Source organism: Kitasatospora sp. NPDC127067 (assembly GCF_042724755.1).
Classification (GTDB): Bacteria; Actinomycetota; Actinomycetes; order Streptomycetales; family Streptomycetaceae; genus Kitasatospora; species Kitasatospora lactacystinica.
In genome coordinates this window covers 86,343-109,477 of record NZ_JBHXEM010000004.1, presented here as the reverse complement: position 1 = coordinate 109,477, position 23,135 = coordinate 86,343, and the positions used below count along the sequence as shown (strand labels likewise).

Here is a 23,135-nt window from a genome sequence, read left to right as displayed (position 1 = left end):
CTCGTCAGGCGGGTACGGCGGCCGGCTCCGCGGGGGCGCGGCCGCCCGCCAGCCAGGCGTCGATGTCCGCCAGCAGCTCCTTGCGGACGGCCTCCGGCGCGACCGAACCGCGCACCGACTGCCGCGCCAGCTCGGCGAGTTCGGCGTCGGAGAAGCCCAGCACGTCCCGGACCAGCTCGTACTGGGCGGCCAGTCGGCTGCCGAACAGCAGCGGGTCGTCCGCGCCCAGCGCGAGCGGCACCCCGGCGTCGAAGAGCCGGCGCAGCGGGACCTCCTCGGGGTGCTCGTAGACGCCGAGCGAGACGTTGGAGGACGGGCAGACCTCGCAGGTGACCTGTCGGTCCGCCAGCCGCTCCATCAGCCTCGGGTCCTCGGCGGCGCGCACGCCGTGGCCGATCCGGCCGGCGCCCAGGTCGTCCAGGCAGTCCCGGACGGACTCCGGGCCGGAGAGCTCGCCGCCGTGCGGGGCCGCCAGCAGCCCGCCGTTGCGGGCGATCGCGAAGGCCCGGTCGAAGTCCCGGGCCAGGCCCCGGCGCTCGTCGTTGGAGAGGCCGAAGCCGACCACCCCGTGGTCGGCGTAGCGGACGGCCAGCCGGGCCAGCGTCCGGGCGTCCATCGGGGACTTCATCCGGTTGGCCGCGACCAGGACCCGGATGCCCACGCCGGTCGTCGCGGCGGCGTGCTCCACCGCGTCCAGGATCAGCTCCAGCGCGGGGATCAGCCCGCCCAGCCGGGGCGCGTACGAGGTCGGGTCGACCTGGATCTCCAGCCAGCGGGAGCCGTCCCGCCGCTCGTCCTCGGCGGTCTCCAGGACCAGCCGGCGGATGTCCTCCTCGTCCCGCAGCACCGAGCGGGCGGTGTCGTACAGCCGCTGGAAGCGGAACCAGCCCCGCTCGTCGGTGGCCCGCAGCCGGGGCGGCTCGCCGGAGCTGAGTGCCTCCGGCAGCCGGACGCCGTGCTTGTCGGCCAGCTCCAGGAGGGTGGCGGGCCGCATCGAGCCGGTGAAGTGCAGGTGCAGGTGGGCCTTCGGGAGGCCCCTGACGTCTCGCGGGTTCAACAGGCGTTCCATTCACCGATACTGCCGTATGCGGCCCCCGAACGGGAACCGCCTCCTTTCCATCCCCCGAAGGGGTGAAAGGAGGCGGCGTGCCGGGTGAATCCCGTATGTCGGATTGACGTCAGTGCTCGAAGCGCGTCAGTCGCGGGCCTCGCCGAGCAGCTTCTGCACCCGGCTGACGCCCTCGACCAGGTCGGCGTCGCCGAGCGCGTAGGAGAGCCGCAGGTAGCCGGGGGTGCCGAAGGCCTCGCCCGGGACGACCGCGACCTCGGCCTCGTCCAGGATCAGGGTGGCCAGCTCGCCGGAGGTCTGCGGGCGCTTGCCGCGGATCTCCTTGCCCAGCAGGCCCTTCACCGACGGGTAGGCGTAGAAGGCGCCCTCGGGCTCGGGGCAGAACACGCCGTCGATCTCGTTGAGCATCCGCACGATGGTCTTGCGGCGGCGGTCGAAGGCCTCGCGCATCTCGGAGACCGCGTCCAGGTCGCCGGCCACGGCGGCCAGGGCGGCGCGCTGGGCGACGTTGGAGACGTTCGAGGTGGCGTGCGACTGGAGGTTGGTCGCGGCCTTGATGACGTCCTTGGGGCCGATCACCCAGCCCACCCGCCAGCCGGTCATCGCGTAGGTCTTGGCGACACCGTTGACCACGACGCACTTGTCGGCCAGCTCGGGCAGCAGGGCCGGCAGCGAGGTGAAGGTGGCGTCGCCGTACACCAGGTGCTCGTAGATCTCGTCGGTGAGCACCCACAGGCCGTGCTCCAGCGCCCAGCGGCCGATCGCCTCGGCCTCGGCCTCGGTGTACACCGCGCCGGTCGGGTTGGACGGCGAGACGAACAGCACGACCTTGGTGTTCTCGGTGCGCGCGGCCTCCAGCTGCTCGACCGAGACCTTGTAGCCGGTGGTCTCGTCGGAGACGACCTCCACCGGGACACCGCCGGCCAGCTGCACCGACTCCGGGTAGGTGGTCCAGTACGGGGCCGGGATGATGACCTCGTCGCCCGGGTCCAGGATCGCCGCGAAGGCCTCGTAGATCGCCTGCTTGCCACCGTTGGTGACCAGCACCTGGGAGGCGTCCACCTGGTAGCCGGAGTCGCGCAGCGTCTTGGCGGCGATCGCGGTCTTCAGCTCGGGCAGGCCACCCGCCGGGGTGTACCGGTGGTTCTTCGGGTCGCGGCAGGCCTCGACGGCCGCCTCGACGATGTAGTCCGGGGTGGGGAAGTCGGGCTCACCGGCGCCGAAGCCGATGACCGGGCGGCCGGCGGCCTTGAGGGCCTTGGCCTTGGCGTCCACGGCGAGGGTCGCGGACTCGGCGATCGCACCGATCCGGGCGGAGACCCGGCGGTCGGCGGGGCGGATGGACTGGTCGGGCTGAGGGGTGGAAGCGCTCATGCCTGCATCGTCGCAGAACCCGGACCTACCGGGCATCGGGGTATCGGCATCCGTACGTTCCCGTCCGAATCGCGGCCCCGGCGATCCGTCGGCGGGCGCCCCGCCGGACCGGACGTCCGCCGGGTGACCGGCCGGTCCGGAAGAAGAGGTTCGACCAAACACCCCTCGACCACGTACACTCGCTGCTCGACGGCCCGCCGAGAAAAACCGGAGCTTTCACCGCCTGTACAGACAGCGGGGGGAGATGCGGTAGGTTGGTCGCCACCGGAGCCGCGAGGCACCGTAGGGCAATAGCTCAATTGGTAGAGCACCGGTCTCCAAAACCGGCGGTTGGGGGTTCGAGTCCCTCTTGCCCTGCTGCTAGATCCGTTTTCAGCCCGTTCGCTCCACAGGAGTGAGCGGGCTTGATGCGGAGATGGCACCGATCAGCACCGCTAGCCGACTGGCCGTGCCCCACCGGGAGCGCGGCGAAGCTCGGCAGGACCCGGATTCAGGTGAGGACGAGTGACGGAGACCACGGGCTCCACCGCAACGCCTGAGAGCGGCAACCCCGAGGGTGCCGATGGCGTTGCCGAGAACACGGCCGAGGGCGAGAACAAGTCCGGCAAGCAGAAGAAGTCCGGCAAGCGGGCCAAGAAGGGCCTGTTCGCCAGGATGGGCCTGTTCTACCGCCAGATCATCGCCGAGCTGCGCAAGGTCGTCTGGCCCACCCGCGGCGAGCTCACCAGCTACACCGCCGTCGTGGTCACCTTCGTCGTCGTCGTGATGGCCTTCGTGGCCGGCCTGGACTACGGCTTCTCCAAGCTGAGCCTCCTGGTCTTCGGCTGACCGGCCGCCTCACCTTTCGAACAGCTTCCCGACCCGGGCCGAATCCTCGGCCCGGGTCGAGCTGTCGGTGCCGGACGTACGCGCGGTTACCGTGGACTCGGTACTGTTGAAGTCTCCGAGACCTCGCCTGGCGCCCGCGCGAGCGGCCGTACGCCGGACCGGTCGAGGAGCGCGCCACCTTCACCATCTCCAGGAAAGAAGCCGCCACCGTGTCTGAGTCCCCCCTGTACGACGCCGACGAGACCGTCCGCGAGGCGGATGCGGATGTCGCCGCCGCGCCGGACGCGACCGAGCTGGCTGACGACGTCGAGTCCGCCGAGCAGATCGTGGACGCCGCGGACAGCGACGAGGACGAGGTCGAGGCGTACGACGAGGCCGAGGCCGGCGAGCCCGCCGAGGAGGCCGCGCTGCACGTGGAGGGCGAGGCCGAACTCGACGCCGAGCTCGCCGCCGAGGAGACCGTCGAGGAGGAGCCGGCCGACGAGGTCGACCCGGTCGCCAAGTTCCGCGAGGACCTGCGCTTCATGCCGGGCGAGTGGTACGTGATCCACACCTACGCCGGCTACGAGAACCGGGTGAAGCAGAACCTGGAGCAGCGCGCCGTCTCGCTGAACGTCGAGGAGTACATCTTCCAGGCCGAGGTGCCGCAGGAGGAGGTCGTCCAGATCAAGAACGGCGACCGCAAGACCATCCGCCAGAACAAGCTCCCCGGCTACGTCCTGGTGCGCATGGACCTCACCCCGGAGTCCTGGGGCGTCGTGCGCAACACCCCGGGTGTCACCGGCTTCGTCGGCAACGCCTACGACCCGTACCCGCTGACCCTGGACGAGGTCGTCAAGATGCTCGCCCCCGACGTCGAGCGCCAGGCCGCCAAGGAGGCGGGCAAGCCGTCGCCGATCAAGCCGAGCGAGATCCAGGTGCTGGACTTCGAGGTCGGCGACTCGGTCACCGTCACCGACGGTCCGTTCGCGACCCTCCAGGCGACCATCAACGAGATCAACCCGGACTCGAAGAAGGTCAAGGGCCTGGTCGAGATCTTCGGCCGGGAGACCCCGGTCGAGCTCTCCTTCGACCAGATCCAGAAGAACTAGTCCCACGGTCTTCGGATTCGGGGCGGGGCCGAGGGCCCTGCCCCGAATCCGTTTTGGTCCAGCGGCGCCGACGCGTTAGCCTGGTCCGATGTGTGTGCTGGCGGCCGGGTGTCGCCCCGGTTCCGCACGCACCAGCAATCACCTCTCGGAAGGACCCGGAGAGACATGCCTCCCAAGAAGAAGAAGATCACGGGGCTTATCAAGCTCCAGATCAACGCCGGTGCGGCCAACCCGGCGCCGCCGGTCGGCCCCGCGCTGGGTCAGCACGGCGTCAACATCATGGAGTTCTGCAAGGCCTACAACGCTGCGACCGAGTCGCAGCGCGGCATGATCGTGCCGGTGGAGATCACGGTCTACGAGGACCGTTCCTTCACCTTCATCACGAAGACGCCGCCGGCCGCGCGCCTCATCCTGAAGGCCGCCGGTGTGGACAAGGGCTCCAGCGAGCCGCACAAGACCAAGGTCGCCAAGCTCACCAGCGCCCAGGTCCGTGAGATCGCCACCACCAAGATGCCCGACCTGAACGCCAACGACCTGGACGCCGCGGAGAAGATCATCGCCGGCACCGCCCGGTCGATGGGCATCACCGTCGAGGGCTGAGAATCTCCCTTCCCGCCAGGGGAAAGTTGATTCAGCCGGTTCTTGTGGTAGGGCCCGCGCAGGCCCGTGACACCACACCTCCATTCACCATTCAGGAGCAGCTATGAAGCGCAGCAAGGCCCTGAAGGCCGCGGACGCCCAGGTCGACCGCGAGCGCCTTTACGCCCCCCTCGAGGCCGTCCGCCTCGCCAAGGCGACCAGCACCACCAAGTTCGACGGCACCGTCGAGGTCGCCATGCGTCTGGGTGTCGACCCGCGCAAGGCCGACCAGATGGTCCGCAGCACCGTGATCCTCCCGCACGGCACCGGTAAGACCGCTCGGGTCCTGGTCTTCGCGACCGGCGAGCGTGCCGAGGCCGCGCGTGCTGCGGGTGCCGACATCGTCGGTTCCGACGAGCTCATCGACGAGGTCGCCAAGGGCCGCCTCGACTTCGACGCCGTCGTCGCCACCCCGGACCTCATGGGCAAGGTCGGCCGCCTCGGCCGCGTGCTCGGTCCCCGTGGCCTGATGCCGAACCCGAAGACCGGCACCGTGACTCCGGACGTCGCCAAGGCGGTCAACGAGATCAAGGGCGGCAAGATCGAGTTCCGCGTCGACAAGCACTCGAACCTGCACTTCATCATCGGTAAGGCCTCCTTCACCGACGAGCAGCTGGTCGAGAACTACGCCGCCGCGCTGGACGAGGTGCTCCGCGCCAAGCCGTCCGCCGCCAAGGGCCGCTACATCAAGAAGACCGCGATCTCGACCACCATGGGCCCCGGCATCCAGGTGGACCCGAACCGCACCCGCAACCTCCTCGTCGAGGAGGACCCGGCCGCGGTCTGAGCCTCAGCGCTCTAGAGCAGTCCGTACGGCGGGCCGAACCGTCGTACGCTCTGCCGGTCAGACCACATGGAGCACCTGTGACCGCCGGAGTGTGCCGTGCCGCCCGCCCCTCGCCCCACCGTTCTCGCAGCGGCCCTGCTGCTCGCCACCACCACCGGGTGCAGCCTGCTGGCCGCTCCGACCACCGGCACCCCCGGGGGCCCCGCGCCGGTGCCGCCCAAGCAGGTGGTGCTCACCGCCGCGCAGGCGCTGGACGACGCCGGCAGTGCCCGGATCGACGTGGTGCGGGAGGGCCCGGGCGGCCGGCGCACCGCGAGCGGCTCCCTGGTCTGGGGCGCCTCGGACGAGGCCGGACTGACCGTCACCGACGAACGCGGCAGCGGCCGGCTGACCGTGAAGGACGGCGCCCTCGACCTCGTCTACCAGGACGGCGCGGCCAGGCACGCGGAGCGGAGCACCGCCGAGTCGGTCGACCCCGGGGCGGGCCCCGACCCGGAGGGCTTCGCGGGCGGCTGGACGACGGCGCTGATCTCCAGCCCGGGCGGCCGGGCGTACGAGGTCGCCCAGGGCGTCAAGCTCACCTCGCTCGGCGGCGAGCAGCTGGCCGGGGTGACCGTGGCGCACTACCAGGGCTCCGCGCCGGTGGCTGAACTGTTCGGCAAGGACGACGAGTTGAGCCCGCGACGGCGCGCCGCCACGCTGGACTGGTACCGGCAGCACGGGGTGACGGCGATCGGCTACGACATCTGGGTCGGGCCCGGCATGCAGCTGCTGCGGCTGCGCGAGACGGTCCGGGGGGACGCGGGAACCACGGTGACGACGACCGATGTCTCGGCTCCCGGGGCGGCGGACGCGACGCCCGCCGCGGGCGGGTGACGGGGAGGCGGATATCCGGTGCGTGGGGACATCGACGATCCGTTAGAGTCCGCATGAAAAGAACATGAGAAGAGCTGACGATCGGTTCTTCCATGGGGATCTGGATCTCACGGGGGTACCTCCATGCGCGCTCTGCGCCTCGCCTCGGCCGTCGCGACGGCGGCCGTCCTGCTCGGTGCCGCGACCGCCTGCGGCAGTGACGCCAAGAGCGGCGACGCCAAGGGCGGCACCAAGACCGGTGAGGCCAAGCCCGGTGACGCCAAGAGCGCCGACGCCAAGGGCGCCGACCCGCTCGCGGCGGCCCTGGCCGCGGACCCGAAGGCCGCGCTGGCCGCGTCCGCCGTGGTGATGCAGAAGGCCGGCAACGGCAAGGTCACCATGATCCCGGCCGATCCCACCGACCCCGCCGGCACCGGCGACGCGGACTGGAAGGACCCGGCCAAGGCGGCCGTGGACCTGGCCAGCGACATCGAGGGCAAGAAGCTCCGGATCCGGGTGCTCGGAACGGACGCCTACCTCGGCGGCGGCGACGACGTCGCACCGGCCCTCGGCGGCAAGCACTGGGTCAAGATGCCCGCCGACGCGACGGGCGACAGCTTCCGGGCGGTCGGCCAGATGACGAACCCGGTCGTCCTGCTCACCGTCGCGGCCCAGAGCGGCAAGCTCTCCAAGGTCGGCCAGGAGGCCGTGGACGGCGTCCAGACCACCCACCTGCGGGCGGAGCAGGACACCGCCGCGCTGGTGGCCGGGATGACGGCGCTCTCGGCGGGCCAGCGCACGGCCGTCCAGAAGACGCTGGAGGAGGACGGCAAGACCCTCACCATCGACTTCTGGCTGAACGGCAACCAGGAGCTCGTCCAGTACAAGGAGTACGGCGACACCAACGGCGAGAAGCAGGCCGTCACGATCAAGTACTCCAACCTCGGCAAGGCCGCCGCGATCGCGGCGCCGGCCGCCGGCGACCTCGGCAACGAGGCCGACCTGCTCAAGCTGCTCGGCTGATCCGGCCGGACCGGACACCGGGCCCACCCGCAACAACCGGCTACCACCCCGGGCGCACCACGCGTCCGGGGGTCCTCAAGGGGGGAATCATGGCTGGAACCCGCAAGACCGCAGTCGCCGTCGTCCTCGCCGCCCTGGCGCTGACCGCGACCGCGTGCAACAACAACGACGACAAGAGTGCCGCCCCGGCCGCGCCGACCACGGCGGCCACCTCGGCCGCCCCGTCGGCCGCCGCCCCGACCACCGCCGCGAAGCCGGAGAAGGTCAGCCCGGCGGTCTTCCTGGAGCAGGTCACCCAGAAGACCGGCGCGGCCAAGTCGGCGAAGGTCGACGAGGTGATCCAGGTCGGCGAGGTCGTCATGAAGGGCCAGGGGGCGGTGTCCTGGGCCGACGGCCTGGAGGCCGACCTCACGATGGACCTGTCGGGCTCCCCGATGGCCAAGCTCCTGGAGCCGCTGACCGGCGGGCCGAAGGTGCACTACCTGTACGCCAAGGACGCCATGTACATGGGCCTGGGCGGGCAACTGGTGGAGAGCGGCAGCCCGAAGTGGGTGCGCTACAGCAAGGCCGACATGGCCAAGGCGTCCGGCGGCACGACCGACCAGCTGCAGAGCGCGGACCCGGTGCAGGGCGTCCGGACGCTGATCGCCAGCGGCAAGGTCACCGAGGTCGGCCAGGAGACGGTGAACGGCAAGGCCACCACCCACTACTCCGGTGTGCTCAGCGCGGCCGACGTGGTCAAGGCCACCGGCCAGGGCATGACCCAGGCGCAGGTCGACAAGATCAAGCAGAACCTGGACACGGCCGGCATCACCACCGACCAGATCGACGTCTGGGTCGACGCCGACAAGCTCGTGGTCAAGCGGAGCGAGGTGGCCGAGACCAAGGCCGGCGCGCTGAACGTCACCGTCAGCTACTCGGACTACGGCACCCCGGTGATCGCCTCCACCCCGGCGGACTTCATCGACCTCGCCGACCTCCAGAAGGCCGCGGCCGGCAGCTGATCCGCGCGGCCGGGGAGGCGGGGCACCGGCAGCCGGTCCCCGCCTCCCCGGCCCCGGGCCCGGCTGGGCCGACCCGGTGGATCCGCCCGGCGGAGGGGGCCGCCACCGGGCGGACCGGGGACGGGTGGCAAGGTGGCCGGGACGGGGCCGCCGCGGGACGGGGCCGGGCGAGAGGGGAACGGGCGATGGCGGCACGGCAGCGGTTGGCGGCAGTGGCCGCCGTCGCCCTGCTGGCGAGCGGGCTGAGCGGGTGCGGCGGGGACGGCGGCGCGCCCGCCACGCCGTCCGGCAGCCCGAGCCCGGTCGGCGCCCCGCTCTCCACCGCCTCCCCGAGCGCGCAGGCCAAGCCCACCGACCGCTCGCCGCACGGGGTGCTGCTCTCCGCCCAGCTGGCCATGCAGACCGCCCGCCGGGCCAAGGTCAGCTACCGGCTCGGTTCGGACGCCGGGTCCGGCCCGCTGTTCTGGCAGCCCAAGACCGCGCTCCAGATCAAGCGCTCCACCCCGGCCGAGGCCGAGCAGCTGATCGTCGTGGACACCGTCGCCTACCAGGGCGGGGACGCGGCCACCGCGGCCCGGCAGGGCGGCCGGCACTGGGAGCGCTTCACCGTCCCGCCGGACGCGGACGGCCACAAGGAGATCCCGTACGCCGGGCTGATCGACCTGCTGAACCCGGTCGAGGCGCTGACCGCGGCCAACGCCGAGGGGACGGACCCGGTCTTCGTCGGCGAGGAGAAGTTCGAGGACTCCACCGTCGAGCACTACCGGGTCACCACCACCGCCGAGAAGTACGCAGCCGCCCAGACCCAGCTGACCCAGTCCCGCCGGGACGGCCTGCGGGCCGCGCTCGCGCCCGGCGGCTCGATCTCCCTCACCCTGGACCTCTGGCTCAACGACAAGGACCAGCTGGTCCGGCTCCAGCGCACCGGCAGCGGGGACAGCGGGCGGGCGGACGACTCGGTGCTCTACACCGACCTCGCCGGCGCGCTGCTCTCGGCGCAGGCGCCGGCCGAGACGGACACCGCGGACACCGGCGTCCGGACGGTCTCCCCGCTGGCCCGCTGAGCGGGCGCCCGGGATGCTCCGGGAGGGCCCGGGCCCTCACCGCCCGAGGGCGATTTGCACCTCGCGGAGGGCTCCGGCTACGCTGGCCGAAGCCAAAGACCGCTGGTTGTCGCCGCGCCCGTCAGGGAGCAGGTGACCGAAGGATCTGCGCTTCGTCGCAGGCAGCCCGCGCAGGTGCGTCTGGAGCTTCGACTTCCGGGTCCCGCGTTCGCGTGGAGGTCCGTCGAGGTCGTTCCGAGCCCCGTGCCCCTGCGCACCGGGGCTCATTGCATTTCTGCAAGGGCTTTCCTTCCGTCCGGTCGGTCCACGGCGACCTAGGTCGACTTTCGCGGTCGGCCCGAATTCGACATCACGGAAGGAGGCGTAAGCCTATGGCCAGGCCCGACAAGGCTGCCGCCGTCGCCGAGATCACGGACAAGTTCCGTGGCTCCTCTGCGGCGCTGCTGACCGAGTACCGCGGTCTCTCGGTGAAGCAGGTCAAGACCCTGCGTCGCTCGCTCGGCGACAACGCCGAGTACGCCGTGGTGAAGAACACGCTGACCAAGATCGCGGCCAATGAGGTCGGGATCACGGAGCTCGACGACCTGTTCAACGGTCCGACGGCTGTCGCCTTCGTCACCGGTGACCCGGTGGAGTCGGCGAAGGCTCTGCGTGACTTCGCCAAGGAGAACCCCGCTCTCATCATCAAGGGCGGTGTCCTTGACGGTAAGGCGCTGTCCGCCGATGAGATCAAGAAGCTCGCGGACCTCGAGTCCCGCGAGGTGCTGCTCGCCAAGCTGGCGGGTGCCCTGAAGGCCAAGCAGTCCCAGGCTGCCGCGCTCTTCCAGGCCCTGCCGTCGAAGCTCGTCCGCACTGTGGACGCGCTGCGCGACAAGGTCGAGCAGGGCGGTGCCGGTACGCCGGCTCCCGCCGCCGAGGACGCCGCCGCCGAGTAATTCGGCAGGCTCACGCCTCGCTGCGGGCCCGTACGCCCGCCCCACCCGTACATCCGGCACCAACCTGCCGATTTAGTGGAAGGACGCCATCATGGCGAAGCTGTCCCAGGACGAGCTGCTCGCGCAGTTCGAGGAGCTCACCCTCATCGAGCTGGCCGCCTTCGTGAAGGCCTTCGAGGAGAAGTTCGACGTCACCGCCGCCGCGCCGGTCGCCGTTGCCGCCGCCGGCGTTGCCGGCCCGGCCGCCGAGGCCGCTGAGGAGCAGGACGAGTTCGACGTCATCCTCGAGGCCGCTGGCGACAAGAAGATCCAGGTCATCAAGGAGGTGCGCACCCTGACCTCCCTCGGCCTGAAGGAGGCCAAGGACCTCGTTGACACCGCTGGTGCCAAGGTCCTGGAGAAGGTTGCCAAGGACGTTGCCGAGAAGGCCAAGGCTGCCCTCGAGGGCGCCGGCGCCAAGGTCACCGTCAAGTGATCTCGCGCCCCCTCTGAGGGGGCGTAGGGCCGGGCCGATCACCCTTGCGGGTGGTCGGCCCGGCTTTTTCGCGTTTCCGGGCCGGGCCCGGGCCCCGCCGGGGCCGCCCCCGGTCCCGTTCCCCCGACCGGCCGGTACGGCCCGCCGGCGTGGCCGACGGCCCACTCGGCACCGTCGGTGCCGGGGGGTATGGTGATCAACGTCGTCGAGGGCGGCGCCACCACGGCTTCTGTAACGCCGGGGGGCTCCGGATCGATAGACAGGTCGAGGCCCGCGCCGCCGGCGGGCCCTTGACGAACCTGGCGCGGCGCGCGATTCTCAAGGCGCGAGTCCGCCGGGTTGGTTCGCCACTGGATGCATAACCAGTGGCTCCGGCGGGAAATGACTCCACGTGAGTTAGAGCAGTACCCGGTGGGCGCCCGCGCCCGCCGGCTACCGGGAGGAGTCTCCGATTCGGTCTCCGAATCAGAGCTGGACAGCAGTGTCGCCATTGGCTACACTGTCCCTTTGCGCTGCCTGTTAGCTTCTCCGTGACTCGTCGCCCGGAGTTTGCGTTGCCCTGATGGGGTCTGGCACCGCCTCCGCAAAGCGGCTCTGACCTGGGGTTTCGACCCCGGCGGAGGCCAGTGGCGAGGGAGGCGGCACCAAGCCCAAGCAGGCCCGGCTGGTACGCGCGTAGTGAGCTCCGAGCCCTCGGAAGGACCCCCCTCTTGGCCGCGCCGCGCAACGCCTCGAACAATTCCGCCGCATCCACCGCCCCGCTCCGCGTCTCGTTCGCGAAGATCAAGGAGCCCCTCGAGGTCCCGAACCTCCTGGCCCTGCAGACCGAGAGCTTTGACTGGCTGCTCGGCAACGCGGCCTGGAAGTCCCGGGTCGAGGCGGCCCTGGAGAGTGGTCAGGACGTCCCCACGAAGTCCGGTCTGGAGGAGATCTTCGAGGAGATCTCCCCGATCGAGGACTTCAGCGGGTCGATGTCGCTGACCTTCCGCGACCACCGTTTCGAGCCGCCGAAGAACTCCATTGACGAGTGCAAGGACCGCGACTTCACGTTCGCGGCCCCGCTCTTCGTCACGGCCGAGTTCACCAACAACGAGACCGGTGAGATCAAGTCTCAGACGGTCTTCATGGGCGACTTCCCGCTCATGACCCACAAGGGCACGTTCGTGATCAACGGCACCGAGCGTGTCGTCGTGTCGCAGCTCGTCCGCTCCCCGGGTGTGTACTTCGACTCCACCCTGGACAAGGTGTCCGACAAGGACATCTACTCCTGCAAGGTCATCCCCTCGCGTGGTGCCTGGCTGGAGATGGAGATCGACAAGCGCGACATGGTCGGCGTCCGCATCGACCGCAAGCGCAAGCAGTCCGTCACCGTGCTGCTCAAGGCGCTCGGCTGGACCAACGAGATGATTCTCGAGGAGTTCGGCGAGTACGAGTCGATGCGCGCCACCCTGGAGAAGGACCACACCCAGGGCCAGGACGACGCGCTGCTGGACATCTACCGCAAGCTGCGTCCGGGCGAGCCGCCCACGCGCGAGGCCGCGCAGACGCTTCTGGAGAACCTGTACTTCAACCCGAAGCGCTACGACCTCGCGAAGGTCGGCCGTTACAAGGTCAACCGCAAGCTGGGCAACGCCGAGTCGCTGGACTCCGGCGTGCTCACCGAGCCCGACATCATCGGTGCGATCAAGTACCTGGTGAAGCTGCACGCGGGCGAGACCGAGTGGCGTGACGACGAAGGCCGCGACATCGTGGTCGAGGTCGACGACATCGACCACTTCGGCAACCGTCGCCTGCGCAACGTCGGCGAGCTCATCCAGAACCAGGTCCGTACGGGTCTCGCCCGTATGGAGCGCGTCGTGCGCGAGCGCATGACCACCCAGGACGTCGAGGCGATCACGCCGCAGACCCTGATCAACATCCGGCCGGTCGTCGCCTCCATCAAGGAGTTCTTCGGCACCAGCCAGCTGTCGCAGTTCATGGACCAGACGAACCCGCTGTCGGGCCTGACCCACAAGCGTCGTCTGTCCGCGCTGGGCCCCGGTGGTCTGTCCCGTGAGCGGGCCGGCTTCGAGGTCCGTGACGTGCACCCCTCGCACTACGGCCGCATGTGTCCGATCGAGACCCCCGAAGGCCCGAACATCGGTCTGATCGGCTCGCTCGCCTCGTACGGCCGGGTCAACGCGTTCGGCTTCATCGAGACCCCGTACCGCAAGGTCATCGAGGGTGTCGTCACGGAGCAGGTCGACTACCTGACCGCCGACGAGGAGGACCGCTACGTCATCGCCCAGGCGAACGCGCCGCTGACCGCGGACCTGCACTTCGCCGAGCCGCGTGTCCTGGTCCGCCGCCGTGGCGGCGAGATCGACTACATCCCGGGCACCGAGATCGACTACATGGACGTCTCGCCGCGCCAGATGGTGTCGGTCGCGACCGCCATGATCCCGTTCCTCGAGCACGACGACGCCAACCGCGCGCTCATGGGCTCGAACATGATGCGCCAGGCGGTGCCGCTGCTGAAGAGCGAGGCTCCGCTGGTCGGTACCGGCATGGAGTACCGCTGCGCCGTCGACGCCGCGGACGTCATCACCGCCGAGAAGGCCGGTGTCGTCCAGGAGGTCTCGGCCGACTACGTCACCGTGGCCAACGACGACGGCACGTACACCACGTACCGCGCCGCCAAGTTCACCCGCTCGAACCAGGGCACCGCCTTCAACCAGAAGGTGCTCGTGGACGAGGGCGCCCGGGTCGAGGTCAACCAGGTGCTGGCCGACGGCCCGTGCACCGACGAGGGCGAGATGGCCCTCGGCAAGAACCTGCTCGTGGCGTTCATGTCGTGGGAGGGTCACAACTACGAGGACGCGATCATCCTGTCGCAGCGCCTCGTGCAGGACGACGTCCTCTCCTCGATCCACATCGAGGAGCACGAGGTCGACGCCCGTGACACCAAGCTCGGCCCCGAGGAGATCACCCGGGACATCCCGAACGTCTCCGAGGAGGTCCTCGCGGACCTCGACGAGCGCGGCATCATCCGCATCGGCGCCGACGTCGTCACCGGCGACATCCTGGTCGGCAAGGTCACGCCCAAGGGCGAGACCGAGCTGACCCCGGAGGAGCGCCTGCTCCGCGCGATCTTCGGTGAGAAGGCCCGTGAGGTCCGCGACACCTCGCTGAAGGTCCCGCACGGTGAGTCCGGCAAGGTCATCGGCGTCCGCGTCTTCGACCGCGAAGAGGGCGACGAGCTGCCCCCGGGCGTCAACCAGCTGGTCCGCGTCTACGTGGCCCAGAAGCGCAAGATCACCAACGGTGACAAGCTCGCCGGCCGTCACGGCAACAAGGGCGTCATCTCGAAGATCCTGCCGGTCGAGGACATGCCGTTCCTGGAGGACGGCACCCCGGTCGACATCATCCTCAACCCGCTGGGTGTCCCGTCCCGAATGAACCCGGGACAGGTTCTGGAGATCCACCTCGGGTGGCTCGCCAAGCAGGGCTGGGACGTCTCCGGGCTGGCCGACGAGTGGGCCCAGCGCCTGCAGGCGATCGGCGCCGACACCGTCGAGGGCGGCACCAACCTCGCCACCCCGGTCTTCGACGGCGCCCGCGAGGACGAGATCACCGGCCTGCTGGACAACACCACCCTCACCCGTGACGGTGAGCGCCTGGTGAACTCCACCGGCAAGGCCCGACTGTTCGACGGCCGCTCCGGCGAGCCGTTCCCGATGCCGGTCTCGGTCGGCTACATGTACATCCTCAAGCTGCACCACCTGGTCGACGACAAGCTGCACGCCCGTTCGACCGGTCCGTACTCGATGATCACCCAGCAGCCGCTCGGTGGTAAGGCGCAGTTCGGTGGTCAGCGCTTCGGTGAGATGGAGGTGTGGGCCCTCGAGGCGTACGGCGCGGCCTACGCGCTCCAGGAGCTCCTCACCATCAAGTCCGACGACGTCCTCGGCCGAGTCAAGGTCTACGAGGCCATCGTCAAGGGCGAGAACATCCCCGAGCCCGGCATTCCCGAGTCCTTCAAGGTTCTCATCAAGGAAATGCAGTCGCTCTGCCTCAACGTGGAGGTGCTGTCCTCGGACGGCCAGTCCATCGAGATGCGGGACTCCGACGAGGACGTGTTCCGCGCCGCCGAGGAGCTCGGCATCGACCTGTCCCGGCGCGAGCCGAGCAGCGTCGAAGAGGTCTGACGGAGGCCGGGCCGGCCGCAGCAGCGGCCGGCCCGCCCCCAGGCCCCCCTCAGACCACATGAACGACTCTCGACTTACGAAAGAGGGCTTGACGACCAGTGCTTGACGTCAACTTCTTCGACGAGCTCCGCATCGGCCTGGCCACCGCCGACGACATCCGCCAGTGGTCGCACGGCGAGGTCAAGAAGCCGGAGACCATCAACTACCGCACCCTGAAGCCGGAAAAGGACGGGCTCTTCTGCGAGAAGATCTTCGGCCCCACCCGGGACTGGGAGTGCTACTGCGGTAAGTACAAGCGCGTCCGCTTCAAGGGCATCATCTGCGAGCGCTGCGGCGTCGAGGTGACCCGCGCCAAGGTGCGCCGCGAGCGGATGGGCCACATCGAGCTGGCCGCCCCGGTCACCCACATCTGGTACTTCAAGGGCGTGCCTTCCCGCCTGGGCTACCTGCTCGACCTGGCGCCGAAGGACCTCGAGAAGGTCATCTACTTCGCCGCCTACATGATCACCTGGGTGGACGACGAGCGCCGTCAGCGCGACCTGCCGTCCCTGGAGGCGCACGTCTCGGTCGAGCGCCAGCAGATCGAGAACCGCCGCGACTCGGACCTCGAGGCCCGCGCCAAGAAGGCCGAGACCGACCTGGCCGAGCTGGAGGCCGAGGGCGCCAAGGCCGACGTGCGCCGCAAGGTGCGCGAGGGCGCCGAGCGCGAGATGAAGCAGCTGCGCGACCGCGCGCAGCGCGAGCTCGACCGCCTCGACGAGGTGTGGGCCCGCTTCAAGAACCTCAAGGTCCAGGACCTCGAGGGCGACGAGCTGCTCTACCGCGAGCTGCGCGACCGCTTCGGCACCTACTTCTCCGGCTCGATGGGCGCGGCGGCCCTCAAGGACCGCCTGGAGACCTTCGACCTGGCGGAGGAGTCCGAGCGCCTGCGCGAGATCATCCGCACCGGCAAGGGCCAGAAGAAGACCCGCGCGCTCAAGCGCCTCAAGGTCGTCTCCGCGTTCCTGCAGACCACCAACAAGCCCAACGGCATGGTGCTGGACTGCGTCCCGGTCATCCCGCCGGACCTGCGTCCGATGGTGCAGCTGGACGGTGGCCGCTTCGCGACCTCCGACCTGAACGACCTGTACCGCCGCGTGATCAACCGCAACAACCGCCTGAAGCGCCTTCTCGACCTCGGTGCCCCCGAGATCATCGTGAACAACGAGAAGCGCATGCTCCAGGAGGCCGTCGACGCGCTGTTCGACAACGGCCGTCGTGGTCGCCCGGTCACGGGCCCCGGCAACCGCCCGCTGAAGTCCCTCAGCGACATGCTGAAGGGCAAGCAGGGTCGATTCCGTCAGAACCTGCTCGGCAAGCGAGTCGACTACTCGGCCCGTTCGGTCATCGTCGTCGGCCCGCAGCTCAAGCTGCACCAGTGCGGTCTGCCGAAGGCCATGGCGCTGGAGCTCTTCAAGCCGTTCGTGATGAAGCGCCTGGTCGACCTGAACCACGCGCAGAACATCAAGTCGGCCAAGCGCATGGTCGAGCGCGCCCGTCCGGTCGTGTGGGACGTGCTCGAAGAGGTCATCGCCGAGCACCCGGTCCTGCTGAACCGTGCGCCCACCCTGCACCGCCTCGGCATCCAGGCCTTCGAGCCGCAGCTGGTCGAGGGCAAGGCCATCCAGATCCACCCGCTCGTCTGCACCGCGTTCAACGCGGACTTCGACGGTGACCAGATGGCCGTCCACCTGCCGCTCTCCGCGGAGGCGCAGGCCGAGGCCCGCATCCTGATGCTGTCCTCGAACAACATCCTGAAGCCGGCCGACGGTCGCCCCGTCACCATGCCGACCCAGGACATGGTGCTCGGTCTGTTCTTCCTGACCTCGGACCGCGACAACGTGAAGGGCGCCGGCCGCACCTTCTCGTCGACCGCCGAGGCGATCATGGCCTTCGACGCCCGCGACCTGGACGTCCAGGCCCCGATCGAGCTGCGCCTGCCGGCCGGCACCGTCCCGCCGCGCGGCTGGACCGCCCCGGTGGACGAGGACGGCCAGTCGAGCTGGTTCGACGGCGAGCCCTTCCGCCTGACCACCACCCTGGGCCGCGCGCTCTTCAACGAGCTGCTGCCCGAGGACTACCCGTTCGTCGACTACGAGGTGGGCAAGAAGCAGCTCTCCGCGATCGTCAACGACCTGGCGGAGCGCTACCCCAAGGTCGTCGTCGCGGCGACCCTGGACAACCTGAAGGCGTCCGGCTTCCACTGGTCGACCCGCTCGGGTGTCACCGTCTCGATCTCCGACGTCGTCGTCCCGCCGAACAAGCCCCAGATCCTCGAGGGCTACGAGGCGAAGGCGGAGAAGGTCCAGCGTCAGTACGAGCGCGGCCTGATCACCAACGACGAGCGCAAGCAGGAGCTCATCGGCATCTGGACCCAGGCGACCAACGAGGTCGCCGAGGCCATGAACGAGAACTTCCCGAAGACGAACCCCATCTTCATGATGGTCGACTCGGGTGCTCGTGGAAACATGATGCAGATGCGCCAGATCGCCGGTATGCGTGGTCTGGTGTCGAACGCCAAGAACGAGACCATCCCGCGACCCATCAAGGCGTCGTTCCGTGAGGGTCTGTCCGTGCTGGAGTACTTCATCTCCACCCACGGTGCCCGTAAGGGTCTGGCCGACACCGCCCTCCGTACCGCCGACTCCGGTTACCTCACCCGTCGTCTGGTCGACGTCTCCCAGGACGTCATCATTCGCGAGGAGGACTGCGGCACCGAGCGCGGCCTGAAGCTGGCGATCGGCTCCGTGGGTGCGGACGGCGTGCTGCGCAAGGCCGACGACGTCGAGACCAGCGTCTACGCCCGCATGCTCGCCGAGGACATCACGGTGGACGGCAAGCTCCTTGCCACCGCCAACACCGACCTCGGCGACGTCCTGATCGACGAGCTGATCCGCCACGGCATCGGCGAGGTCAAGACCCGCTCGATCCTGACCTGTGAGTCGGCCGTCGGCACCTGTGCCATGTGCTACGGGCGCTCGCTGGCCACCGGCAAGCTGGTCGACATCGGTGAGGCGGTCGGCATCATCGCCGCCCAGTCCATCGGTGAGCCCGGTACCCAGCTGACCATGCGTACCTTCCACACCGGTGGTGTGGCCGGTGACGACATCACCCAGGGTCTGCCGCGTGTCGTCGAGCTCTTCGAGGCCCGTACCCCGAAGGGTGTGGCTCCGATCTCGGAGGCGCAGGGCCGGGTCCGGATCGAGGACACCGAGAAGACCCGCAAGCTGGTCGTCACGCCGGACGACGGCACCGACGAGATCGCCTACCCGGTCTCGAAGCGTGTGAAGCTGCTCGTCAGCGAGGGCGAGGCGGTCGAGGTCGGCCAGAAGCTGACCATGGGTGCCACCAACCCGCACGACGTCCTGCGCATCATGGGCCAGCGTGCCGTCCAGGTCCACCTGGTCGCCGAGGTCCAGAAGGTCTACAACTCGCAGGGTGTGTCGATCCACGACAAGCACATCGAGATCATCATCCGGCAGATGCTCCGCCGCGTGACGATCATCGAGTCGGGCGACGCCGAGCTGCTGCCCGGCGAGCTGGTCGAGCGCGGCCGCTTCGAGCAGGAGAACCGCCGCGTCGTCGCCGAGGGCGGTCACCCCGCCTCCGGCCGTCCGCAGCTGATGGGTATCACCAAGGCCTCGCTGGCCACCGAGTCCTGGCTGTCGGCCGCCTCCTTCCAGGAGACGACCCGGGTCCTCACCGACGCGGCGATCCACGCCAAGTCGGACCCGCTGCTGGGTCTCAAGGAGAACGTCATCCTCGGTAAGCTCATCCCGGCCGGTACGGGCCTGCCCCGTTACCGCAACATCCGGGTCGAGCCGACCGAGGAGGCCAAGGCCGCGATGTACTCGGCCGTCGGCTACGACGACTACGACCTGTCGCCCTTCGGCGCCGGCTCCGGCCAGGCGGTTCCGCTGGACGACTACGACTACGGCCCGTACACCGGCTGAGTCGCGCAGCACCGATCGCAGGGCGGTCACCCCACGGGGTGGCCGCCCTGCGGCGTTCCCGGGGGCCGCCGGGGGCGTGGGGGAGGCCGGTCGGCGGGGCCACCCGGGGCGCGGACGGAAGCCGATTAGGTCATTCGGCCGAAGTCGCGTAGAGTCATGTTTACCGACGCGGGGTGGAGCAGCTCGGTAGCTCGCTGGGCTCATAACCCAGAGGTCGCAGGTTCAAATCCTGTCCCCGCTACAAAGGAAGGGCCCGGAGGCATCAAGCCTCCGGGCCCTTCGGCATTCCCGGGGCCGGACGGCTCCGTCGTACGGGGGAGGGGCGGGAACCGCTCCGGCGGGGGAGGCGGTCGGGGCGGCCGCCGAGGGAGGGTTCCCGGTGTCGGTCGACGGGCTTTCGAAGGAGCCGGGGATGAAGCGGGTGCTGGGCGCGGTGGCGATCACGGCGGGGGTACTGGTCGGGATGTCGGCCTGCCTGCCGTTCGGGGACGACTCGGAGCACCGGACGGTGAGCTACGGGGTGGCGGGGCCGGTCCGGGAGCTCGTCGTGGAGGGGGCCGACGGCGGGGTGGAGGTGCACGGGGGCGGTGACGCCGTGCACGTGGTCGAGAAGCAGGACTACCGGGGGGACGCGCCGAAGAGCACCCACGAGGTGACGGACGGCGTGCTGAGGCTGACGTACGACTGCGGCTCCTGCGGGATCGGGTACACCGTGCGGGTACCCGCCGGGACCAGGGTGCGGGTGAAGGAGGGCAACGGCGGCGTCAAGCTGTCCGGGCTGGCCGGCGAGGTGGACGCCGAGGTGACCAACGGCGGGGTCGAGGCCGACGGGCTGCGGGCCCCGCGGGTGCGGCTGACCACGGTGAACGGTGGGGTGCGGGCCGACTTCGCCGCGGCGCCGTCGAAGGTCGAGGCGAGCACCACCAACGGCGGGGTGCAGCTGCGGGTGCCGGCCGGGGAGGCGTACGCGGTGGACGCCCGGGCCTCGGCCGGCGCGGTGGACCTGGGCATTCCCTCGCAGCCGGGCGCGGCGCGCAGCATCAGCGCCCGGGCGGAGACCGGCGGTGTGACGGTCAGCGGTGTCTGACCTGGGCGTTCCGCAGGCGCTGCCGGTAGGGCATGATCTCCTCCGCGGGGGCGGCGTCCCCGGCTACGGGGGAGGGACCGGGGTGGAGCGTGCGGTGCGCCTGCGCGGCCGGGTGGACGGGTTCGGCCCGTACCTGCCGGACTCGCTGCTGGCGGTGGCGGCGGCCGGGGTCGCGCTCTGGGCGGTGTCCCAGGACACCACGGTGCGCCCGTGGTGGATCCACCTGCTCGCGGTGGCGACCGCGCTGCCGCTGCCCTGGCGGCGCCTGAGGCCGCTGACGGTGCTGGCGCTGGCGACGGCGCCGTCGCTGGTGATCTCGGTGGTGGCGCACTCGGCCAACCCCCAGGTACCGCTGTCCGGGGTGGTCGCCCTCTACACGGTGGCGGAACGGTCCTCGGAGCGGGTGCGGTGGAGCGTGCTGGCGGTGGTGGTGGCCGGCAACGTGCTGGGCACCCACTCGCCGAACGGCGCGCTGTTCAGCCTGGTCACCTCTGTCGGCACCTTCGTGTTCGGCTCGCTGGTGCGCGCCCAGCGGCAGCTGGCCCGGGTGCAGGCGGAGCGGGCCCGGGACGCCGGCGAACGGGCGGCGAGCGACGCGGCCCGGGCGGTGGCGGAGGAGCGGGCCCGGATCGCCCGGGAGATGCACGACATCCTGGCCCACGCCGTCTCGCTGATGGTCATCCAGGCCGAGGCCGGGCCGGTGGTGGTGCGCAGCGATCCGGACCGGGCGGTCCGCGCGTTCGACACCATCGCCGACGCGGGCCGGGACGCGATGGTCCAGCTGCGGCGCGTGCTGGGGGTGCTGAAGGACCCGGAGGCGGGCCGGCAGCTGGCGCCGCAGCCCCGGCTGGCCGAACTCGCCGGGGTGGCCGACCGGGTGCGCGCGGCGGGGCTGCGGGTGGATCTCGAACTTCCCGGGCAGGAGGGTCCGCTGCCGGCCGACGTGGAGACGGCGGCGTACCGGATCGTGCAGGAGGCGCTGACCAACACGGTCAAGCACGCCGGGGCGGACCGGGTCGCGGTCCGGGTGCGGCGGGCCGGGGAGGTGCTGGAGGTGGTGGTCTCGGACAACGGACGCGGGGTGCCGGCCGCGGCCGGCCGTGCGGTGGTCGGCTGGTCCGGCGGCCGCGGGCTGGTCGGCATCCGGGAGCGGGCGGCGGCCTGCGGCGGGCGGGCCGAGGCCGGGCCGGGGCCGGAGGGCAGGGGTTTCCTGGTGAGGGCCCGGCTGCCGCTGGGCACCGGCGGGGTGGTGGAGAGGGTGGACGAATGACGCCGATCCGGGTGGTCGTCGCGGACGACCAGGAGCTGGTGCGGGCCGGGTTCGGGATGATCCTGGACGCGCAGCCGGACATCGAGGTGGTGGCCGAGGCGTGCGACGGTGCCGAGGCGATCGAGGCGGTGCGCGCGCACGGCCCGGACGTGCTGCTGCTGGACGTCCGGATGCCGGTGATGGACGGGCTGGAGGCGGCCCGCCGGGTGTGCGCCGAGTTCCCGTCGACCAAGGTGATCATGCTGACCACCTTCGACATCGACGACTACGTCTTCGACGCGCTGTACGCGGGTGCCAGCGGCTTCCTGCTCAAGGACGTCCGGCGGGACGACCTGGCGCACGGGGTGCGGATGGTCGCCTCGGGGGAGGCGCTGCTCGCGCCGTCGGTGACCAGGCGGTTGATCGGCGAGTTCGCCGCCCGTCGGCCGGGGGCGCCGGAGCGGGCGGTGCGACCGCCGTCGCGGCTGCTGGAGCAGCTGACCCTGCGCGAGCGGGAGACGCTGCGGCTGATCGCGCGCGGGCTGTCCAACGCCGAGATCGCGGCCGAGCTGGTGGTCAGCGAGCACACGGTGAAGACGCACGTCAGCAATGTGCTGAGCAAGCTCGGGCTGCGGGACCGGGTGCACGCGGTGGTGTTCGCGTACGAGGCCGGGGCGGTGGTGGCGGGGGAGTCCTGACGGGCTCCCCCGTGCGGGGGAGGCGGCCGGTTCGCCGGTGCGGGGGATCCGGGACGAGGGCCCCGGCCGGGAGGCTCTGCGGTGTCGGAACGGACCACACCGCTGGAGACCATCGGATGAACACCGCCCTGGATGCCCGGAACACCCGCCCTACCCGCCTCAGCGGCCTCACGCCGTACGCCGTCGTCGGCGCCCCCGCCCTGATGGCCCTCTACGGCGGCATCCGCCTGGTGCCGGGCTCCCGGGCGCCCGGCCCCGGCTGGACGGCGGGGCACACCGCGATGCTCGCCGGGCTGCTGCTGTTCGCCCCCGTCCTCCTCGCCCTGCACCGGCGGCTCGCCCCGCGCGGCACGGCCGGGCGGACCGCGGCCGGGGCGGCGCTGGGGACGGCCTTCGCGGGGCTGCTCTGCTCGCTGGCGCAGATCGGCATCGACCTGGTGGTGGGGCTGGCGGCGGCGGACAAGGCCGAGCAGTCGCGGCTGTTCGACCGGGTCCAGGACGTCCCGGGCGTGCTGCCGCTCGTCTACCAGGTCGGCCCGCTGCTCTTCTACGTCGGCCTGCTGGCGCTGCTGACCGCCGCCGCGGCGGGCCGCTCCCGGGCGCTGCGCTGGTGGAGCCCGGTGCTGGCGCTGCTCGGCACCCTGGCCTCGGGCGTCGACCTGGCCCTCGTCCCGCTCGCCGCCGCCTGCTATCTGCTCGCGCTCGCCCCGCTGGCCCGCCCGGCCGCCGTGCCGCGCGCCGCCCTGGCCTGAAACGCGCGTCCTGGCCCGAAGCGGGC

Annotated in this window: 18 protein-coding genes and 2 tRNA genes; 18 read left to right on the top strand and 2 right to left on the bottom strand. The window is 70.6% G+C overall.

The features are described 5' to 3' along the window. Positions 1-4: 4 nt before the first annotated feature. Both ACFWJ4_RS03145 and ACFWJ4_RS03140 read right to left on the bottom strand, forming a co-directional pair. A complete protein-coding gene (locus ACFWJ4_RS03145; protein WP_380538580.1) occupies positions 5-1,069 on the bottom strand; it encodes an adenosine deaminase in 1,065 nt (354 codons plus the stop codon). Positions 1,070-1,195: 126 nt separating this feature from the next. Further along, a complete protein-coding gene (locus ACFWJ4_RS03140; RefSeq protein WP_359897548.1) occupies positions 1,196-2,443 on the bottom strand; it encodes a pyridoxal phosphate-dependent aminotransferase in 1,248 nt (415 codons plus the stop codon). Positions 2,444-2,727: 284 nt separating this feature from the next. Here ACFWJ4_RS03140 and ACFWJ4_RS03135 point away from each other — a divergent pair. The 18 genes from ACFWJ4_RS03135 (at position 2,728) to ACFWJ4_RS03050 (ending at position 23,109) form a co-directional block, all read left to right on the top strand. Continuing rightward, positions 2,728-2,800: transfer RNA gene (locus ACFWJ4_RS03135), tRNA-Trp, on the top strand. Between the two features lie 147 nt (positions 2,801-2,947). Continuing rightward, positions 2,948-3,271, top strand: coding sequence for a preprotein translocase subunit SecE (secE, locus tag ACFWJ4_RS03130; protein WP_359897547.1), 324 nt, complete (start codon positions 2,948-2,950; stop codon positions 3,269-3,271). 209 nt (positions 3,272-3,480) lie between these two features. After that, the gene (gene nusG, locus ACFWJ4_RS03125) at positions 3,481-4,362 is read left to right on the top strand and encodes a transcription termination/antitermination protein NusG (RefSeq protein WP_380357517.1); all 882 of its coding nucleotides are present in this window, start codon (positions 3,481-3,483) and stop codon (positions 4,360-4,362) included. Positions 4,363-4,527: 165 nt separating this feature from the next. After that, complete coding sequence (gene rplK / locus ACFWJ4_RS03120; RefSeq protein WP_359897545.1) at positions 4,528-4,962, top strand: 50S ribosomal protein L11; 435 nt, start codon at positions 4,528-4,530, stop codon at positions 4,960-4,962. Between the two features lie 103 nt (positions 4,963-5,065). Beyond that, positions 5,066-5,788, top strand: coding sequence for a 50S ribosomal protein L1 (gene rplA / locus ACFWJ4_RS03115; RefSeq protein ID WP_196951777.1), 723 nt, complete (start codon positions 5,066-5,068; stop codon positions 5,786-5,788). 96 nt (positions 5,789-5,884) lie between these two features. After that, a complete protein-coding gene (locus tag ACFWJ4_RS03110) occupies positions 5,885-6,664 on the top strand; it encodes a hypothetical protein (protein WP_380538578.1) in 780 nt (259 codons plus the stop codon). Positions 6,665-6,787: 123 nt separating this feature from the next. Then, positions 6,788-7,666, top strand: coding sequence for a hypothetical protein (locus ACFWJ4_RS03105; protein WP_380538576.1), 879 nt, complete (start codon positions 6,788-6,790; stop codon positions 7,664-7,666). 89 nt (positions 7,667-7,755) lie between these two features. Further along, entirely contained in the window at positions 7,756-8,670 is a 915-nt protein-coding gene (locus ACFWJ4_RS03100; protein WP_380538574.1) for a hypothetical protein, read from the top strand. Positions 8,671-8,855: 185 nt separating this feature from the next. Beyond that, a complete protein-coding gene (locus ACFWJ4_RS03095; RefSeq protein WP_380538573.1) occupies positions 8,856-9,734 on the top strand; it encodes a hypothetical protein in 879 nt (292 codons plus the stop codon). Positions 9,735-10,105: 371 nt separating this feature from the next. Continuing rightward, the gene (rplJ, locus tag ACFWJ4_RS03090; RefSeq protein WP_045693068.1) at positions 10,106-10,669 is read left to right on the top strand and encodes a 50S ribosomal protein L10; all 564 of its coding nucleotides are present in this window, start codon (positions 10,106-10,108) and stop codon (positions 10,667-10,669) included. 91 nt (positions 10,670-10,760) lie between these two features. After that, positions 10,761-11,144 (top strand): 50S ribosomal protein L7/L12, encoded by a 384-nt coding sequence (rplL, locus tag ACFWJ4_RS03085; protein ID WP_359823749.1) that lies wholly within the window; start codon positions 10,761-10,763, stop codon positions 11,142-11,144. A gap of 710 nt (positions 11,145-11,854) precedes the next feature. Further along, positions 11,855-15,331 (top strand): DNA-directed RNA polymerase subunit beta, encoded by a 3,477-nt coding sequence (gene rpoB, locus ACFWJ4_RS03080; protein ID WP_359897540.1) that lies wholly within the window; start codon positions 11,855-11,857, stop codon positions 15,329-15,331. 98 nt (positions 15,332-15,429) lie between these two features. Continuing rightward, a complete protein-coding gene (locus tag ACFWJ4_RS03075) occupies positions 15,430-19,323 on the top strand; it encodes a DNA-directed RNA polymerase subunit beta' (RefSeq protein ID WP_380538571.1) in 3,894 nt (1,297 codons plus the stop codon). A gap of 167 nt (positions 19,324-19,490) precedes the next feature. After that, positions 19,491-19,564, top strand: a tRNA-Met gene (locus ACFWJ4_RS03070). Positions 19,565-19,735: 171 nt separating this feature from the next. Then, positions 19,736-20,410: a DUF4097 family beta strand repeat-containing protein gene (locus ACFWJ4_RS03065; protein WP_380538569.1), complete on the top strand. Its 675-nt coding sequence runs from the start codon at positions 19,736-19,738 to the stop codon at positions 20,408-20,410. Positions 20,411-20,492: 82 nt separating this feature from the next. Next, entirely contained in the window at positions 20,493-21,680 is a 1,188-nt protein-coding gene (locus ACFWJ4_RS03060) for a sensor histidine kinase (RefSeq protein ID WP_380538567.1), read from the top strand. Then, a complete protein-coding gene (locus ACFWJ4_RS03055) occupies positions 21,677-22,357 on the top strand; it encodes a response regulator (protein WP_380351773.1) in 681 nt (226 codons plus the stop codon). The genes ACFWJ4_RS03060 and ACFWJ4_RS03055 overlap by 4 nt, the downstream gene beginning before the upstream one ends. A 116-nt stretch (positions 22,358-22,473) precedes the next feature. After that, on the top strand, positions 22,474-23,109 hold the full coding sequence (locus ACFWJ4_RS03050; protein ID WP_380538565.1) for a hypothetical protein: 636 nt from the start codon (positions 22,474-22,476) through the stop codon (positions 23,107-23,109). Positions 23,110-23,135: the final 26 nt, after the last annotated feature.

Bases quoted from the DNA above. Each gene is read 5' to 3' on its own strand.
- ACFWJ4_RS03145 (WP_380538580.1), bottom strand. From the start codon at position 1,069: ATGGAACGCCTGTTGAACCCGCGAGACGTCAGGGGCCTCCCGAAGGCC.
- ACFWJ4_RS03140 (WP_359897548.1), bottom strand. From the start codon at position 2,443: ATGAGCGCTTCCACCCCTCAGCCCGACCAGTCCATCCGCCCCGCCGAC.
- rplK (WP_359897545.1), top strand. From the start codon at position 4,528: ATGCCTCCCAAGAAGAAGAAGATCACGGGGCTTATCAAGCTCCAGATC.
- rplA (WP_196951777.1), top strand. From the start codon at position 5,066: ATGAAGCGCAGCAAGGCCCTGAAGGCCGCGGACGCCCAGGTCGACCGC.
- ACFWJ4_RS03105 (WP_380538576.1), top strand. From the start codon at position 6,788: ATGCGCGCTCTGCGCCTCGCCTCGGCCGTCGCGACGGCGGCCGTCCTG.
- ACFWJ4_RS03100 (WP_380538574.1), top strand. From the start codon at position 7,756: ATGGCTGGAACCCGCAAGACCGCAGTCGCCGTCGTCCTCGCCGCCCTG.
- ACFWJ4_RS03095 (WP_380538573.1), top strand. From the start codon at position 8,856: ATGGCGGCACGGCAGCGGTTGGCGGCAGTGGCCGCCGTCGCCCTGCTG.
- rplJ (WP_045693068.1), top strand. From the start codon at position 10,106: ATGGCCAGGCCCGACAAGGCTGCCGCCGTCGCCGAGATCACGGACAAG.
- rplL (WP_359823749.1), top strand. From the start codon at position 10,761: ATGGCGAAGCTGTCCCAGGACGAGCTGCTCGCGCAGTTCGAGGAGCTC.
- ACFWJ4_RS03065 (WP_380538569.1), top strand. From the start codon at position 19,736: ATGAAGCGGGTGCTGGGCGCGGTGGCGATCACGGCGGGGGTACTGGTC.
- ACFWJ4_RS03055 (WP_380351773.1), top strand. From the start codon at position 21,677: ATGACGCCGATCCGGGTGGTCGTCGCGGACGACCAGGAGCTGGTGCGG.
- ACFWJ4_RS03050 (WP_380538565.1), top strand. From the start codon at position 22,474: ATGAACACCGCCCTGGATGCCCGGAACACCCGCCCTACCCGCCTCAGC.